At 63.4% G+C, this 16,409-nt stretch carries 19 protein-coding genes; 9 read left to right on the top strand and 10 right to left on the bottom strand.

All coding sequences use genetic code 11. From position 1 onward, the window contains the following. The first annotated feature begins 6 nt into the window (after positions 1–6). The 3 genes from LA343_RS10760 to secA all read left to right on the top strand — a co-directional run bounded on the left by LA343_RS10760 (position 7) and on the right by secA (position 4,353). Complete coding sequence (locus LA343_RS10760; protein WP_025403338.1) at positions 7–687, top strand: ComF family protein; 681 nt, start codon at positions 7–9, stop codon at positions 685–687. A 198-nt stretch (positions 688–885) separates the two neighbouring features. Beyond that, on the top strand, positions 886–1,569 hold the full coding sequence (gene hpf / locus LA343_RS10755) for a ribosome hibernation-promoting factor, HPF/YfiA family (protein ID WP_025403337.1): 684 nt from the start codon (positions 886–888) through the stop codon (positions 1,567–1,569). Positions 1,570–1,749: 180 nt separating this feature from the next. Continuing rightward, complete coding sequence (gene secA, locus LA343_RS10750; protein ID WP_025403336.1) at positions 1,750–4,353, top strand: preprotein translocase subunit SecA; 2,604 nt, start codon at positions 1,750–1,752, stop codon at positions 4,351–4,353. Here secA and LA343_RS10745 read toward each other — a convergent pair. Then, positions 4,350–4,859, bottom strand: coding sequence for an Rv3235 family protein (locus LA343_RS10745; RefSeq protein ID WP_144084512.1), 510 nt, complete (start codon positions 4,857–4,859; stop codon positions 4,350–4,352). The genes secA and LA343_RS10745 overlap by 4 nt on opposite strands. Before the next feature lie 71 nt (positions 4,860–4,930). Here LA343_RS10745 and LA343_RS10740 point away from each other — a divergent pair, with 71 nt between their 5' ends. Together LA343_RS10740 and LA343_RS10735 are read left to right on the top strand one after the other, a co-directional pair. Beyond that, positions 4,931–5,341: an HAD family hydrolase gene (locus LA343_RS10740; protein ID WP_025403334.1), complete on the top strand. Its 411-nt coding sequence runs from the start codon at positions 4,931–4,933 to the stop codon at positions 5,339–5,341. A gap of 3 nt (positions 5,342–5,344) precedes the next feature. Continuing rightward, complete coding sequence (locus LA343_RS10735) at positions 5,345–5,851, top strand: DUF6912 family protein (RefSeq protein ID WP_025403333.1); 507 nt, start codon at positions 5,345–5,347, stop codon at positions 5,849–5,851. 5 nt (positions 5,852–5,856) lie between these two features. Here the strand turns inward: LA343_RS10735 and LA343_RS10730 are convergent, their stop codons facing one another. The 4 genes from LA343_RS10730 to aroA form a co-directional block, all read right to left on the bottom strand. Then, positions 5,857–6,960 (bottom strand): Nramp family divalent metal transporter, encoded by a 1,104-nt coding sequence (locus LA343_RS10730; RefSeq protein WP_224209168.1) that lies wholly within the window; start codon positions 6,958–6,960, stop codon positions 5,857–5,859. Next, complete coding sequence (locus LA343_RS10725; RefSeq protein WP_224209167.1) at positions 6,918–7,103, bottom strand: hypothetical protein; 186 nt, start codon at positions 7,101–7,103, stop codon at positions 6,918–6,920. The genes LA343_RS10730 and LA343_RS10725 overlap by 43 nt, the downstream gene beginning before the upstream one ends. 102 nt (positions 7,104–7,205) lie before the next feature. Next, a complete protein-coding gene (gene rsgA / locus LA343_RS10720; RefSeq protein ID WP_025403332.1) occupies positions 7,206–8,210 on the bottom strand; it encodes a ribosome small subunit-dependent GTPase A in 1,005 nt (334 codons plus the stop codon). Positions 8,211–8,215: 5 nt separating this feature from the next. Beyond that, a complete protein-coding gene (gene aroA / locus LA343_RS10715) occupies positions 8,216–9,505 on the bottom strand; it encodes a 3-phosphoshikimate 1-carboxyvinyltransferase (RefSeq protein WP_025403331.1) in 1,290 nt (429 codons plus the stop codon). Between the two features lie 71 nt (positions 9,506–9,576). Between aroA and LA343_RS10710 the strand changes: the two genes are divergently transcribed. Genes LA343_RS10710 through rsrA form a run of 3 tightly spaced genes read left to right on the top strand, consistent with a single transcriptional unit; the run spans position 9,577 to position 11,235 of the window. Beyond that, the gene (locus LA343_RS10710; protein WP_025403330.1) at positions 9,577–10,218 is read left to right on the top strand and encodes an SOS response-associated peptidase; all 642 of its coding nucleotides are present in this window, start codon (positions 9,577–9,579) and stop codon (positions 10,216–10,218) included. Between the two features lie 54 nt (positions 10,219–10,272). Beyond that, on the top strand, positions 10,273–10,956 hold the full coding sequence (locus tag LA343_RS10705; protein ID WP_025403329.1) for a sigma-70 family RNA polymerase sigma factor: 684 nt from the start codon (positions 10,273–10,275) through the stop codon (positions 10,954–10,956). Positions 10,957–10,965: 9 nt separating this feature from the next. After that, entirely contained in the window at positions 10,966–11,235 is a 270-nt protein-coding gene (gene rsrA, locus LA343_RS10700; protein ID WP_025403328.1) for a mycothiol system anti-sigma-R factor, read from the top strand. Positions 11,236–11,312: 77 nt separating this feature from the next. Here the strand turns inward: rsrA and LA343_RS11880 are convergent, their stop codons facing one another. From LA343_RS11880 to LA343_RS10680, 5 genes are all read right to left on the bottom strand, one after another. After that, positions 11,313–11,387, bottom strand: coding sequence for a 50S ribosomal protein bL37 (locus LA343_RS11880; protein ID WP_374957137.1), 75 nt, complete (start codon positions 11,385–11,387; stop codon positions 11,313–11,315). A 133-nt stretch (positions 11,388–11,520) separates the two neighbouring features. Continuing rightward, entirely contained in the window at positions 11,521–11,784 is a 264-nt protein-coding gene (locus tag LA343_RS10695) for a WhiB family transcriptional regulator (protein ID WP_025403327.1), read from the bottom strand. Between the two features lie 480 nt (positions 11,785–12,264). Continuing rightward, positions 12,265–13,344 (bottom strand): diacylglycerol/lipid kinase family protein, encoded by a 1,080-nt coding sequence (locus LA343_RS10690; protein WP_025403326.1) that lies wholly within the window; start codon positions 13,342–13,344, stop codon positions 12,265–12,267. A gap of 39 nt (positions 13,345–13,383) precedes the next feature. Beyond that, a complete protein-coding gene (locus tag LA343_RS10685) occupies positions 13,384–14,682 on the bottom strand; it encodes an Rv3212 family protein (RefSeq protein WP_025403325.1) in 1,299 nt (432 codons plus the stop codon). Then, the gene (locus LA343_RS10680; protein ID WP_025403324.1) at positions 14,679–16,052 is read right to left on the bottom strand and encodes a DEAD/DEAH box helicase; all 1,374 of its coding nucleotides are present in this window, start codon (positions 16,050–16,052) and stop codon (positions 14,679–14,681) included. Before LA343_RS10680 ends, LA343_RS10685 begins: the two co-directional genes overlap by 4 nt. Positions 16,053–16,142: 90 nt before the next feature. Between LA343_RS10680 and LA343_RS10675 the strand changes: the two genes are divergently transcribed. After that, on the top strand, positions 16,143–16,394 hold the full coding sequence (locus LA343_RS10675; protein ID WP_025403323.1) for a DUF3107 domain-containing protein: 252 nt from the start codon (positions 16,143–16,145) through the stop codon (positions 16,392–16,394). The last annotated feature ends 15 nt before the right edge of the window (positions 16,395–16,409 follow it).

The following is a 16,409-nucleotide window of genomic DNA, read 5'->3' as shown; positions in this document are numbered from 1 at the left end:
CAGACCATGTGGGGGCTCGTTGATCTGGTGTGGCGCACCGACTGCATGTGCTGCGGGCAGGGGCTGCCCCCCGCGCTGGCGAGGCGGGAGGTCTGCGACGACTGCGCGCTGGATCTGGCGGAGCCGTGGCAGAGGTGGAACCCGCCAACCTCGTTGGTGCCCGTGTACACGGCAGGAGCCTACGGAGGAGCGCGGAGGTCGCTGATCATTGCGGCCAAAGAACGGTTGCGCGGGGCGGCTGCGGTCGTGGGAGGCAGGATGCTTGCCGCCGGGTTGGAGTCGGTGGCGGGGCGGGGATTGATCGCGCACCCGCGGCTGGCTCCCGTCATCCTTGTGCCAGCACCCACCCGAGCCAGCGCGGCGCGGGCGCGCGGCGGGGATATCGTCACGGCGATGGCCCGCGAGGTGAGCCGAAAATTCCCCTTGGTGCAGGTGGCGCCGTGCCTGCACTTGGCCGAGGGGAGCCGTGACTCCGTGGGGCTGGGGCGCGGCCAGCGGCGGGAGAACGTAGCTGCGGCGGTCAGGGTGAACTCGAAGTCCGTGGAATCCGTGCGGCGGGCGGGGGAGCAGCACGTGGTTGTGGTGGATGATGTGTGCACGACTGGGGCGACCATCACCCAGTCGGCGCTCGCTCTGGCGGCCCACGGGGTGCGCGTCTCGGTGGCCCTCGCCATCGCCGGGGCGTAGGGGTGGGGCAAAAGGGGGTGGAGATGACCTCGGGTTTGGTGGAGCATTCCTGGGAGATTGCTGAACGATCGCGTTGGATATGGGCAGGCTCGCCCCCGGCGAAAAAGTTGAAGGTAAACTCGAGGTGGAACGATCACCGGGACAAGGTGAGTAATCCGGCTCATCCCGCACCGGTGAACAACACCCGGGAGGTTGAGAATGTCGACCGTCAACAACACGTCCGCCGGCGCGCAAGAGGAAGTTGCCGCCCCCGAAGCTCAGGTGGAAATCACCGGACGCAACGTTGAGGTACCAGACCACTTCGCTGAGCGCGTCAACGCGAAGCTCGCGAAGATTGAGCGCCTGGATCCGACCCTGAACTACTTCCACGTGGAGCTCAAGCACGAGCCCAACCCTCGCCGCTCGGATGAGTCCGATCGCATTCAGATCACCGCTACCGGTAAGGGTCACATTGCCCGCGCAGAAGCGAAGGAAGATTCCTTCTACGCTGCGCTGGAAGTTGCCCTCGGCCGCATGGAGCGTTCCCTGCGCAAGGTGAAGGCTCGCCGCAAGATCGCCCGCTCCGGCCACCGCGCACCGCTGTCCATGGGCGAGGCCTCCGCCGTGCTCGTGGAGGAAGCCCACGAGGATCAGAAGCAGCCCGGCCCCTTCGACGTGGATCCCTACGAGGATCAGTTCAAGCCCGGCCAGGTCGTGCGCCGCAAGGTGCACAAGGCCACCCCGATGAGCGTGGATGAGGCTCTGAGCGAGATGGAGCTGGTGGGCCACGATTTCTTCCTGTTCATTAACGAAGAAACCGACCTGCCATCCGTGGTCTACCGCCGCCACGCCTACGACTACGGCCTCATTGCACTCAAGGAAGTGCATGACATCGAAGGTTAAGAAGGGCTAGCGCAAGCCCAGCCGGCGAGTTCCACGCAGTGGAGGTCGCCGGTTTTCTCTATGCGCTAGTGGTTCCCTCTCACCGGTTGCGGGTAGGATAGTCGAAGCGATAGGTGACGCTCGTCTACCCGAGCGCGCCGAGATACACGACAGATCCCAAGAAAAAGGACAGGCAGCAACGTGCTAGGACTTTCCAAGCTTCTCCGACTCGGTGAAGGCCGCGCAGTAAAGCGTCTCGAAAAGATCGCCGACCAGGTCATCGATCTCGAGGACGAGTACTCGAAGCTCACGGACGAGGAACTCAAGGCCAAGACCGACGAGTTCAAGAAGCGAGTCCAAGAAGACGGCGAGGACCTCGACGACATCCTGCTCGAAGCCTTCGCCACCGCCCGCGAGGCATCGTGGCGCGTGCTTGGCCAGAAGCACTACAAGGTCCAGATCATGGGCGGTGCCGGCCTGCACTTCGGCTACGTGGCCGAGATGAAAACTGGTGAGGGCAAGACCCTGACCTGCGTGCTCCCCGCCTACCTCAACGCCCTTTCCGGTAAGGGCGTGCACGTGGTTACTGTCAACGACTACCTTGCCAAGCGCGACGCGGAGTGGATGGGCCGCGTGCATCGCTTCCTGGGGCTCAGCACGGACGTGATCCTCAACAACAAGCGCCCCGACGAGCGCCGCGAGGCCTACAACGCGGACATCACCTACGGCACGAACAACGAGTTCGGCTTCGATTACCTCCGCGATAACATGGCCCACTCCCTCGATGACCTCGTGCAGCGTGGCCACAATTACGCCATCATCGACGAGGTCGACTCCATCCTCATCGACGAGGCACGTACCCCGCTCATCATCTCCGGCCCCGTCGCCGGCTCCAGCCGCTGGTTCGAAGCCTTCGCGCGCATCGCCCCGAAGATGACCCGTGACATCCACTATGAAATTGACGAGCGGAAGAAGACTGTTGGCGTCAAGGAAGAGGGTGTGGAATACGTCGAGGATCAGCTCGGCATCGAAAACCTCTACGCGCCTGAGCACTCTCAGCTGGTGAGCTACCTCAACAACTCCATCAAGGCGAAGGAGCTGTTCACCCGCGATAAGGACTACATCGTGCGCAACGGTGAGGTCATCATCGTCGACGAGTTCACCGGCCGCATCCTTGATGGTCGCCGCTACAACGAGGGCATCCACCAGGCCATTGAGGCCAAGGAAGGGGTGGAGATCAAGAACGAGAACCAGACCCTCGCCACCGTTACGCTGCAGAACTACTTCCGCCTCTACGACAAGCTAGCCGGCATGACCGGTACCGCCGAGACCGAGGCCTCCGAGCTGAAGAACACCTACAAGCTGGATGTCGCCGCGATCCCGACGAACAAGACCAACCAGCGCAAGGACAACGTGGACCTGATCTACAAGACTCAGGAAGCGAAGTTCGAGGCCGTGGCCGATGACATCGCCGAGCGTGTGGAGAAGGGCCAGCCCGTGCTGGTCGGTACCACCTCCGTGGAGCGCTCCGAGTACCTTTCCCGCCTGCTGCAGCGCCGGGGCATCAAGCACAACGTGCTCAACGCGAAGTTCCACGAGAAGGAAGCCGAGATCGTGGCCCAGGCCGGACGCCTCGGCGCCGTGACCGTGGCGACCAACATGGCCGGCCGTGGTACGGACATCGTGCTGGGCGGCAACCCAGACATCATCGCGGACATCAACCTGCGCGAGCGCGGCCTGGATCCCGTGGAGGACCCAGAGGCCTACGAGGCAGCGTGGGACGACGAGATCGAGAAGGTCCGCGCCGCATCCAAGGAGGAAGCCGAGAAGGTCATCGAGGCCGGTGGCCTCTACGTGCTCGGCACCGAGCGCCACGAGTCGCGCCGCATCGACAACCAGCTGCGCGGCCGTTCCGCCCGTCAGGGTGACCCGGGTGAGACCCGCTTCTACCTGTCTATGCGTGACGACCTCATCGTCCGTTTCGTGGGCCAGACCATGGAAGCGATGATGACGCGCCTCAACATCCCGGACCACGAAGCCATCGACTCCAAGATGGTCACCAACGCCATCAAGGGCGCGCAGTCTCAGGTGGAGGCCGCGAACTTCGAGATGCGCAAGAACGTGCTGAAGTACGACGAGGTGCTCAACCAGCAGCGCAAGGTGATCTACGGCGAGCGCCGCCAGATCCTCGAGGGTGAGGACGTGGGGCAGCAGATCCGCAACATGCTGGAGGACACCATCGAGGCATACGTCGATGGCGCCACCCGCGAGGGCTACGTGGAGGACTGGGACCTCGACCAGCTGTGGAACGCGCTGGATTCCCTGTACGGCCCCACCTTCACCCACGAGTCCCTCGTGGAGGGTAGCGAGTACGGCCAGCCGGGCGAGCTCAGCAGCTCCCAGTTGCTCGACGCCCTGCTCAAGGACGCCAACGCCCAGTACGACAAGCTCGAAGACGCCGTGATCTCCGTCGGAGGCGAAAAGCAGATGCGCGGCATGGAACGCGCAGCGCTGCTCAACGTCGTGGACCAGAAGTGGCGCGAGCACCTCTATGAGATGGATTACCTCGAGAAGGGCATCGGTCTGCGCGCCATGGCTCAGCGCGATCCGCTGGTTGAGTACCAGCGCGAGGGCGGCGACATGTTCAACCGCATGAAGGACGGCATCAAGGAGGAGACCGTCCGCCAGCTGTTCCTCGTGCGCAAGCAGCTCGAGCAGGCGGGCCAGATCTCCGTCGAGGACCCCGCTGCCCACCACGAGGGTGTGGCCACGGACCGCCCGACCCGCACCATCACCGGTGGTTAAATAAGCAGCATGCTATCGACCCGCCAGCGGTATTCCCGCTTGGCGGGTTTTCCTATGTGCAGCTCGTGCAGCGCGCGGGTGGGCCGCACCCGCAGCTTCTGCAGGCTCCCGCTGATGGCTCGCACGCGCTCGCCCGCTTCGATCGTGGCGGTGAAGCGGATCTTGCCGACTTCGCAGGGCTGTAGGTGCACGCTTTTGAGTATCGACGCCGCTACGGTTCCCCGCATTTGCCATTCCGACACTCGCGACCGCAAGTGGTCGATGACTTCTGCGGTGAACGGGCCGCGGCGCAGGCTTTCCACGGGTCTGCGCCCATCGAGTGCCTCCACCCAGATCTGTACCAGAGCGCGCAGCTGGGGCGGGGCCTGCGGCGGCGGGTTGGTGGCGATCCGCGCCGGGAGCCGCACGGTGGCGGCTGCGTCTGTTTCTTCCCGCGGCGCGGCAGGCGTTCGCAGGTATACGAATCCAGTGGTGTGCGTCGGTGCATGAGTGTCTTGTGTTATCACGGCTGAGCCGTCCCCATTTCCCCTTGATGGTGCTTATCCCCTTGCGTGGATAATTATGCCAGAATGTAAGCATGCGTGGACTAGTTGTAGATTATTGCGGTGTTTTGGATGGCGCGGAGGAAGACCGTCGCCGCTGGCGGAAGCTGTTGACCGCTGCGCGGGCGGAGGGTATTTCCACCGCCATCTTGTCCAACGACCCCGGGGGGGAGGGTGCCGCGCCGATCCGGCAGTGGCAGGAAAACGGCTACGTGGACACCGTGGTGCTCTCCGGCGAGGTGGGGGCGGAAAAGCCCAGTGAGGAAGTCTTTGCCATTACCGCGGAGAAGCTGGATCTACCGCAGAACGACCTGGTGCTCGTCGACGATTCCATCGTTAACGTGCGCGGTGCCGTGGATGCCGGTCTCATCGGCGTGTACTACCAGCAGTTCGATCGCGCGGTCGTGGAGATCACGGGCCTGTTCGGCCTCGAGGGGGAGTTCTAACCCATGCGCGTCTACATCCCGGCAACGTTCGACATGCTCAAGACCCTCGCTGAGGAGGGGCAGCACCCGGCTCGCTCGGGCGTGGGCTTCGCCCTCACCCCGGCGGTGCGTGAGTTTTACACCGGCGGGGACGAAGAGGAGCTGGCATACACGGCGTTTCTGGATGCCGCGCGAGCATCGCTGCGCCTGCTCACCATCGGGGACGAGCAGAGCTTCCCGCACCGCCGAGTGGTCATCAGTGTGGACCTGGATGATTCCGCGATTAACTACGCCCCGGAAGATGGGGAGTCCGTGGTGCGCCTGGATCCTCCCGTGTTCACGGTCAAGCAGCTCGCCGCTATTCATGTGGACGACGCCGCAGCTGAAGAGGCCACTCGAGCGGCAATGGAGGTCATCGACGCCGCTGACTTGGGTGACGAAGACGCGGAGATGGCGCTGGGGGATTGCGAAGACAACCTAATGAGTTGGTACGACGCGAAGGAGCTCCCGTTCCTCGTTGACCTCATGTGAGGGGTCTAGAAGAGCTTGATGATCTCGTTGACGCAGATGGCTACGTACGCCAACGAGATGACAGCCATCATGAGGTTTGCGAACCATCCGTTGCGCCATTCCTTGGGAGTTGCTTTGGTGTTGAGGAGAAGGAGCAGCGTGAAACCGAGGAAGGGCATGAAGAGGGCCCCGAGCACCCCGTACAGCAATACGATGGCAACGGGCTTGTTCATGAACAGCAGGATCATGGGCGGGAAGGTCAACCAGATGAGGTACCACTTGTAGTAGCGCCCGCCCACGCGGGTGGACTCGTCGTTTTCCGGCAGTTTCTTGAGGTGGCCAATGTAGTCCGCAAACATGAGGGATACACCGTTCCATACGCCGAGAACGCTGGAGAATGCTGCGGCCCAGAATCCGATGAGGAAGATGTTTCCGATGGTCTGCCCGTAGCGGTCGGCGAGCACGTTGGAAAGCCCGAGGAGGGCTTTATCCCCCTTTTCCAACGCGATGTTGCTGCTGTAAAGGAGGTCAGCTCCCAGGATGAGCATGGCGACAACGAAGATTCCGGTGACGATGTAGGCCACGGAGTTGTCGAGGCGCATGACGCGCATCCACGCGGGGGAGCGCCAGCCCTTTTCGCGGCACCAGTAGCCGTAGGCGGCCAGGGTGATTGTGCCGCCCACACCGCCGGCCAAGCTCAGGACGTAGACACCGGCGCTGTGGGGAACCCGTGGAACGAGTCCACCGATGATCTCGGGGAAGTGGCTCAGGGATAGTGTGGCGATGCCGACGACGGTGAGGAACATGATGCCCACGAGGACGGCGATGAGCTTTTCGAAGAAAGAGTAGCGCCCCACCCAAGTGAGGACGAATCCCAGTAGTCCAGTGAGGATGGCCCAGACCTTGAGATCGATGGCGGGAAAGAGTGCTGCGAGCGGCATGGCTGTGGCGGACATAGCCGCGGCACCATAGACGAAGCCCCAGATGACGATGTAGGGGGCGAAGTACCAGGACGTCCATGGCCCGAGCTTGCGCCAGCCGGTGTAAATGGTGTGACCGGTGGAGAGGCTGTAGCGGCCTACGCCCTCTACGAGCAGATCTTCATAATCGCGCCCACGATGGCCGCCCACAGCAGGGCGTATCCGTAGCGTTGACCGGCGATGAGGGTGGCAACGAGGTCTCCGGCGCCCACGCCGGTGGCAGCGGCAACGAGGCCTGGGCCAATGACCTTCCACTTCTTAATGCTTTCCGGGTGCTCAGTGGTGGTCGCCACGGTCGCCTCCATTCCCAATTAGTAAACGTCAGGTACCAGGAACGTAGCGAACAGAGGCGGGGCATGTGGTTGTTTTGGATAAAAAACGAGATGGGTGTTGTGTTACATCTCCCACTCATTGTTGCTGCGTAGCGCCTCCAGGAGCTTGCGCACGGCCGTGACGCGGCGGGCGGACGCACCTTCGAGGGTGTCGAGCTTGCACTCCGGATCTGCGGGCGGGCCCATGTGCGTGCAGCCGCGCGGGCAATCCTCGGCGACCTCGCGGAGATCCTCGAACACGTCGATGATCGTGTCCGGCTCCACGTGTGCCAGCCCGAAGCTCCGGATACCGGGGGTGTCGATGATCCAGCCGCCCTCGGGCAACCGTAGCGCCACCGATTGTGTTGATGTGTGCCGACCTTTTCCGACGCCGCTCACTTCCCCCGTCGCACGGTCGGCGTCGGGCACCAAGCGGTTGACCAGCGTGGACTTGCCGACGCCGGAGTGTCCCACGAGGGCGCTGACGTGATCGGTAATGTACTCGTTGAGATCCTCGAGGGGGTTGTCCACACCAGTGAGGAGCACCTTCACGTCGAGGTCGCTGAATTCTGCGGCGAAGGACTGCGGATCGGCGAGGTCTGATTTCGTGAGACAGACCAGCGGAGTGAGCCCGCCGACGAACGCGGCGATGAGGGCACGCTCCACGAACCCGGCCCGGGGCGGGGGATCGGCCACGGCGGTGACGATCAGAAGATAGTCGGCGTTCGCGACGACGACGCGCTCGTAGGCATCCGTGTCGTCCGCCGTACGGCGCAGCACGCTGCTGCGCTCTTCCAGTTTGACGATGCGCGCCAACGTGTCCTTGCGCCCTGAGGTATCGCCCACGACGCCCACGCGGTCGCCCACGACCACGGGGGTGCGGCCCATCTCGCGGGCGCGCATGCACGTCACCTGGGTGCCGCCATCCGCGTCGTCGAGCACCACACCCCAGCGCCCCCGGTCCTTTGAGACAACCATGCCGAAGCGGGCGTCTTTGTGCTTGGGGCGCTCCTTGGTGCGCGGGCGCGAGCCCTTGCCCGGCCGCACCTTAATGTCTGATTCGTCCCAGTTGCCGCGTCCTCGAGCCATAGGCGCTACCGCTCCTGGCCCAGGAACTGCGCCCAGCGGCGACGGAATCCAGGCAGGGTCTTAGCTGTGGTGTCGATATCCTCGACCTCGATGCCATGGACGCGCAGGCCCAGGATGGCGCCTGCGGTTGCCATGCGGTGATCAGCGTACGATGCCCAGCGGCCGCCCTCTAGGGGAACGGGCTCGATGATCAGCCCATCGTCCGTCTGGGTGACGTTGCCGCCGAGAGCGTTGATGTTATCCGCGAGGGCCTGCAGCCGGTCCGTCTCGTGCCCACGCAGGTGAGCAATGCCGTATAGGTGGCTGCGTGTCTTCGCTAGCGCGGCCACTGCCGCGACGGTGGGGGTCAGCTCGCCGATATCGTGCATGTCCCACGTCACGCCCTGCAGCGACTTGTTTCCGCGCACGATGAGCTCGTTGGTGTGTGCATCGAACTCCACGTCCGCGCCCATATCCTGCAGAATCTGGCGGAACTGGTCACCGGGCTGAGTAGTGGACTGCGGCCAATTCTCCACCCGCACCGTGCCCGCAGTGACAGCCGCGGCGGCCATGAACGGCGTGGCATTGGACAAGTCCGGTTCCACCCGCCAGTCACGAGCCTTGATGCTGCTGGGGTGGATCGTCCACGAATTAAAGGAGGTATCCACCAGCACCCCGGCCTCGCGCAGCATCGCCACGGTCATCTCCACATGTGGCTGGCTGGGCAACGCGTTGCCCTCGTGCACCACATGCACCCCCTCGTCGAAGCGGGCCGCTGCCAACAGCAAACCGCTGACGAACTGCGAGGATGCGGAAGCGTCGATCGTTACCGCCCCGCCCTTAATCGAACCCGTGCCGCGCACGAGGAACGGCAGCCCCTGCGGGTTCGATTCCGTGGAGACCTCCACATCCGCCCCCAGCGCACGCAAGGAATCCAGCGTGGTGGCCATCGGGCGGCGCCGCGCCTGCGGATCGCCATCGAACTCCACCGTTCCCTTCGCCAGCGCCGCCACAGGAGGCATGAACCGCATCACCGTGCCGGCGAGGCCACAATCGATCTGGCCGCCGTGCAGCTCATCGGCCGGGACCACATGGATCTGGGTGCCGTCCTCCCTGACCTGCGTGCCCAAAGCACGCAGCGCCTGCATCATCAGCTCCGTATCACGGCTGATTAGCGCATCGTGGATCGTCGATGGCCCATCGGCCAACGCTGCCAGAATCAAAGCCCGATTGGTGATGGACTTCGAGCCAGGTATCGATACCGACGCCTCTACGGGCTCAGCGACCACTGGGGCAGGCCAAAGTAGTTCAGTCATGCTTCCTATTCTGTCACTTGTGCGACCGCAAAGGCGATCACAGGGCTATCACAGGGGGATAATGGATCACTATGTGTGGCCGATACGTATTATTCTCCGCCCCGGAACAGATCATCGCGGCCATAAAAAGCCGCACTCACGCCGAACAAGTGAACACAGTCGGCGCCGACCGGGGCGCACCGAAACCAAATTATAATGTGGCCCCCACCCACGTGGTGCCCATCGTGCGCACGTTCAAAGACGTGCCCACCATCGGCCCCGCAACCTGGGGCTATCCACCAAAAACCGTGTTTAATGCCCGCGGGGAAACGGCCTACGACAAACCCCTGTTCGCCGGTTCCCTCCCGTGCGCTTTCCCCATGGACGGTTGGTACGAATGGACCAAGGATGGCACCCGCAAGCAGCCCTGGTTCACCGCCAACAAGGACGGCTCGCCGCTGTTCATGGCGGGCCTTTGCACAGCCATCGACGGGGTACTGTACGGCACGATCATCACCACGGAGGCGCTGCCTGATCTGCAGTGGCTCCACCACCGCATGCCACGCATCCTCGTGGGAGACGAAATGGATTTCTGGCTGTCCGACGCACCGGATGCTGAACGGAAGGGGTTCGTTGCGGCGTCGAATATGGAGGCGACCCGAACGCTCACCAGCCGGAAGGTCAGCACAGCGGTGGGCAACGTGGCGAACAATAGCCCCGCGCTTCTGGAATAAGCTGGCGGGATCACCCGTTGGAACCGAGTAGGACCCACCCGTAGAGAGGAGACCATGGCTCCCACACCCAAGCGCAGCAACGATAGCGACGCGCAACTGTTGGCCAGGTTCGAAGCAGAAGCGCTGCCGCTGCTGGACCAAATGTATGGTGCAGCGCTGCGGATGACCCGCAACCCCGCGGACGCGCAGGACCTGGTTCAAGACGTGTACATGAAGGCCTACCAAGCCTTCGGAAGCTACAAGCCAGGGACCAACCTCAAGGCGTGGATGTATCGCATCCTCACCAACACGTACATCAACAACTACCGCAAGGCACAGCGCCGCCCGGCGGAATCCAGCGCCGAAGACATGACCGATTGGCAGCAGGCCGAAACGGCCAAGCACGACTCGGTGGGCCTGGAATCCGCCGAGGTCGAAGCGCTGCGGCACATCCCGGACCAGCGTATCCAGGATGCGCTCATGAGCCTGGGCGAGGACTACCGCATGGTGGTCTACTACGCGGATGTCGAGGGCCTGCCGTACAAGGAAATCGCCGAGATCATGGACACGCCCATCGGCACCGTGATGAGTCGGCTGCACCGCGGGCGCAAGCAACTGCGAGCCAAGCTCAAGGACGTGGCAGCCGAGCACGGCATTGACACGGGCTTGGGCGCGCAGCCGGGGCGTTCCACGGCGAAGAAACCGGCACAGAAGAAGGCTCAACCGGTCGCAACAGCAGACAGCGGACAGAAAGGATAGGTCAACGCGATGCTAGAAGATCCAAAAAACGTCTCGAAGGTCCGCTGCGAGGACCTGTTAGACGCACTCTATGAATATGTCGACGGCGGGGGATCGCCGGAGGCTCGTGCGAAACTACAGGCCCACGCGGATGCATGCCCGGCATGCCTGCAGCAGCTGGGAATCGAGCAGCAGGTGCGGCAGTTGCTGCGCAGCTGTTGTTCCCAGCAGGCGCCCGTGGAGCTGCGCACGAGAATCACGCGGCAACTCCGGGTGCAGTACCGAGTGGAGCGCGGCTAGCGCGCTAGCGAACAAAGCCCCATCATCACTGGAATCGAGCCAGTGGTGATGGGGCTTTGCTGGTACCTGGTCAACGCTTAAGCGTTGGGGCGACGACCGTGGTTAGCCTTCTTCTTGCGACGGTCCTTGCGCTTGCGGCCACGCTTGCTCATTGCAGCTCCTTTGGGTGGGTGGGGGACATCTTTTAACCGCTTTAGTCTAACGGTCAAGGGAAACAATTGCGAAAACCGCGCCCCGTGGTGTGCGGGGCGCGGTTGAAGCGTCGTGAAAGTGGTTGAGTTGTCCTTAGACAGTCACGCGGGTGCGGGTGCGACGGCCGCGGTTGTTGCGACGCTTCAGTGCGCGGCGCTCGTCTTCAGCCATGCCACCCCACACGCCGGCGTCCTGGCCGGACTCGATAGCCCAGCTCAGGCACTCGCGAGAAACGGGGCAGCGGTTGCAGACCAGCTTGGCCTGGGCGATCTGAGCCAGGGCCGGGCCGGAGTTTCCGACGGGGAAGAACAGTTCGGGGTCTTCGTCGCGGCAAATTGCCTTGTGGCGCCAATCCATGGTGGGGTCCCTTCTAGTGGTAAGTCAGTCGAGTTAATCGGTTCAGTCGGTGCGAACATCGTCTTTCCACGCGCAGTGCTGGGCGCAGTGCAGCGATGTTCTGGCAGTTGCTTGTCACGTAAATCCACCCTGGGGCCGGCTGTCACCCGTTTTTCGAGCGCACAAGACCCAACCTCGAATTCGAGGTGAGAAAATGGCATGCGCCAGAGGATGCAGCTGGTGAGCGTGGTGGTTGACGACGTGGTGGGCTTATTCCCGCAGGAAATCAAGCGGCAGCTTCTCGTCAAGGTTAAGGGGCCGTTTAGATTGTGTTAACCTGCCGGTCCCTTAGCGGTTACTTGGACGATAATGGCACGATTCTGGGAATCGCGCTAGACCTAGGGGAAAAAAGTGACGAACGTCACACAAAAACGATTTGGTGAAAGTGTTGTGTCAGCTTTACCCTGCCACGTTATGAATTAGGGGAACCTAACTTGGTGGCTAGCGGCGGCGTCGGAAACGCCGGGTTGGCACCGCGACCGGGGCAAGAAGCTCAATGCCCTCCGGATATACCCCCAGCTCCACCTGCGGATGCTCCGGATCTCCGCCATACTCCTCAAGGTCCACATATTCGCCGTCCACCTGGAACCCGCGAATCGGATCGTCTTCGGAATCGGAATGCTTCAGCGCCAACCGTGCCGTGCTCGCCCCCGCGAAGCTCACAAATTGCGAGGAGGAAACTCTCCGCAGCGAGGGGAACAACAGGCTCATGATCGCCAGTAGCGGCCGCACCCCCACAGTATTGCGCAGTGCGTACAATCCCAGACCGTCATCGAAACCACACCCCGGGTTGGTTCGCACAGGGAAAGGGCCCAGATACGTCCACGGATCCGAGTGTGAAACAAACACCACCGGCATGTCCGTCAGCTCCAACGAATCGGAGCTATTGCGCGCCGAGACCGCAATCTTCGGCGGATAGCGCAGCAGCTGTGCCCACATTTTCAGCGACGCGATCATGTACTGCAATGGCGTGGCCGCGCTGCCGTCCGAGCGGTATTCCTCCATGTAGCGGATCACGTCTGCGTCCAGGCCAAACCCGGCATTAACCACGAAGAAGCGGCGCTTGCCCTCGGTGGACTCCGGCACCTTCCACGTTCCCAGCGCCACGCGGCGCACCGAACGTTGCTTGATGGCCTCGGCGAGCTGCTCTACGGCATGCCGGGGCGTGGCCGAGAACCCGAGCGCGCGGGCAAACACATTCGCGGATCCCGTGGGCACCACGCCCAGCAGGGGCATGTGCTCTGAATCTGATGCGGTATCCGATTCTGCTCCGGGCGTCGCTTCCGCGTCCACGAGCCCATTGATGGCCTCGTTGACGGTGCCATCACCGCCGATGACCACCACCACGTCGCGGCCATCTTTCTTCGCCTGGGCCGCGAGCTCCTGCGCGTGGCCCTTGTACTGCGTGAAATGCGCGGTCACGTGCACCCCGGGTATCGATACCAGCGTGGGAATGACCCGGCGCATCGAACGCTCCGTGATGCTGGTCGAATTGAGGTTGGAGATGACTAGAAGGTCCACCCGGATCATCCTAGACCACCGCACCACCACCGCGCGGCCTTACGCGATTGCTCGGAGCGCCACGATCTGCTCCCCGCGCTGCTCCACAAGGGTCTTTCCGGCAACGCGCAGTGTCACCGGGCCTGCGTAGCCGCCGCGATCCACCGGAATGGTTCGCTCGGTCTTGCCCGTAGTCCAGTTCACCACCGCGATACCCTCCGCCGTGGGTACGAGCAGCCGCTGGCCCATCGACGCACCCGTGCCCAAGGCGCCCTCCACCACATAATCTGGCTCCATCGAGCCGGGCTTGAAGGCCACGAGCCGTGCGCCGTCGAACCAGGTCATATTGTGTGCCAGGTCGGCGGTCTGCGGCTCGTAGATCCCCTCCGGGCCACCGGGGGTCGGCTGCAAGGGTGGGGCGACCTGTGCCGGATACTGCTGGAACGTGCCGTCCTTGTTGAGCACCTGGAAGCGCGCGCCGAGGTTATCGGCGGGGTCCCGTGCGGGTTGGCCGTTGCCGGGAATGTAGATCACCGCCGCTTGCTGGCCAATGGCCACCAGTTCGCTGCCGGCGGGCACGGTGAATTCGTGGATTTTCTCCGGTTGATCGGATTCCTTCGGGACCGTCTTGAGCAGACGCACGAGCTTCTTTTCCTGGCCCGGGCAGGTCTGGGCGGTCGCGAGCAGCGACGTGCGGGTTAGTGCCGAGGTGAACGTGCACTCCGGGTGCTCCTGCAGGTTAGGCTTCGCGGGTGCTTCCTGGTTACCAACGATCACGGTCCGCACCAGATCCGAGCGCCACAGCTCCACGGTCTTCGGGGAGATAAGCCCCAATTTGTCCCGGCTGTGGAACACGTCCACTGATTGGGGCGCGAGCGCGTCGCGGGTCGCCTCGTACTCGCCGGTCGCGGCCTTGATGCTCACCGCTTGGCCGCAGCCCTTCGGTCCCTCGTACACGAGGTTGGCTTGGTCCCACACGATGGCGGCCGCGCACAACGCCTCGGACCGGTGGTAGGACCAGAGCGGGGTGCCGCTGTCGGCGTCGAGCATCTCAAACGTCCCGTCGGCCTTTTCTATCCCGACGCCACCCCGAGCATCCACCAACAACCCACGGGTCTTCGTGGGGGCTGACCAGGCCTGTTCGACCGCAGTCGGCATCGGCTGGGCGCTGGCCGAGACGTTGTCTGACCACTGGGTCCTGGGGGAGTAGACCTGCAGGTCCGCATCGCGGGCGTCCGATCCCCACCATGTGGCGAGGCCAAGGCCCACGGCACCGATCGCGATTGCCGCAGTGACCGCGAGATCCGCGCGCGTGCGACGCTCCGGGGGCTGGAAGAGGCTGCGGTGGTGCTTGCTCACCGGGGTGGGCGCTTTCGTGCGGGGGCGGTGGCGGATTGCGCGCCGCGGACGTGCCGGCGCGGTCCCACCCGATCGGTGATGTCCTCCGGCAGGTCGAAGCGGTCAAGGAACTCCGGGCTCGAGGAGAACCACTGCGGGGGATTGGCAAGGTTAAGGTTCAGCGCATCGTCGATGGCGTTCCAGCGCTGCACTTCGTCCCAGCCGACGAGGCTCACGGCGGTTCCCGTGTGCCCAGCGCGGCCCGTGCGGCCAATGCGGTGCACGTAGGTGCGCTCGTCGTCGGGGACCTGGTAGTTGATGACGTGGGTGACATCGTCCACGTCGATGCCGCGCGCCGCAACGTCCGTGGCCACCATGATGTCGATCGAGCCGGTGCGGAACTCGTTGAGCGAGATTTCACGATCGGGCTGTTTCATGTCGCCGTGCACTGCGCCGACCTTAAACCCGAGGGCCGCGAGGTCCTGGGCCACCGTTGCTGCTTGCCGCTTGGTTCGCGCAAATACGATGGTGCGCCCACGCCCGGGGGATTGCAGGATGCGCGACAAAGCGGACATGCGATCCATCTTGTGCGACTGGAAGGCGATCTGCGTGGTGGTGGAGTGCGTGGCCTCCGTGGCCGCGTTATCGGCCTGGATCATCACCGGGTGGTTCATGAACGTGCGGGTCAAAGCGAGGATGGGGCCGGGCATCGTTGCGGAAAACAGCATCGTCTGCCGCTGCGGGTTTGTTAGAGCCAGGATGTCCTGCACATCCTCGAGGAATCCTTGGGCCAGCATCTCGTCGGCCTCATCGAGCACCACGATCTCGACTGTCGAGAGATCGAGGAGCTTCTGGCGGGAAAGATCCAGCAGCCGGCCGGGGGTGCCCACGATGATGTCCACGCCCGCGCGGGTGGCCTCCACTTGCCTGTCGAAGCCCACGCCGCCGTAGGTGGAGAGCACCGACAGCGGACGGGTTTTCTCGCCGGAGCCCTCAGGAGTATGCACGCCCGGGGCGTTGGGATCGACCGGGACTGTGGCATAGCGCGCTGCCAGTGCGATGTCGTCGGTAACCTGCAGGCAAAGTTCCCGGGTGGGTACCACCACGAGGGCCCGTGGCGTGCCGTTGGGTGCGGAGACTGTGGCGTCGTCGAAAACCCGATCAACAACGGGGATGCCGAAACCGAGAGTTTTGCCCATACCCGTGCGAGCCTGGCCGATGAGATCCTGTCCGCCGAGGGCGATCGGCACCGCGTACTCCTGGATGGCGAAGGGACGAAGGATGTCCTTTTCCGCCAGCGCATCGACGATTTCCGCAGCTACACCCAGCTCAGCGAATGTCGGGGGAGCCCCCGCCGAGGAGCCCTGAGGATCATGAGCGCCGTGGGCCACGTGCAACCGCCTTTCCGTCACGGTCGGTAATTACAGCTATGATGGTCACATTACTGCACTCTGAAAAGTAAAGGACAGGTAGCGCCTCTCATGCAGATCAAAATTGGCTTTGCGCGTAGTACTCGTGAGCTCGTCATTAGCACCGAGAACACCGAACAAGGTGATGGCAAGAGCCAGGACGAGATCGTGCGCCAGCTGGAAGAATTTCTGAGCCAGACCGACGATCACGCCACCACCGTGCTGGAGGGGGCCAAGGGCTCTCGCTACATCCTGGTGCGTTCCGAGGTGGCCTACGTTGAGGTGGGCCCGGAGACGAAGCACTCCGTGGGCTTCATCCGCTAAGCACGTTCGAGAGTT

It is taken from the genome of Corynebacterium falsenii, from assembly GCF_020099275.1.
GTDB classification, from domain to species: Bacteria; Actinomycetota; Actinomycetes; order Mycobacteriales; family Mycobacteriaceae; genus Corynebacterium; species Corynebacterium falsenii.
The sequence above is the reverse complement of the archived record's forward strand: the minus strand, read 5'-3'. Positions and strand labels throughout refer to the sequence as shown.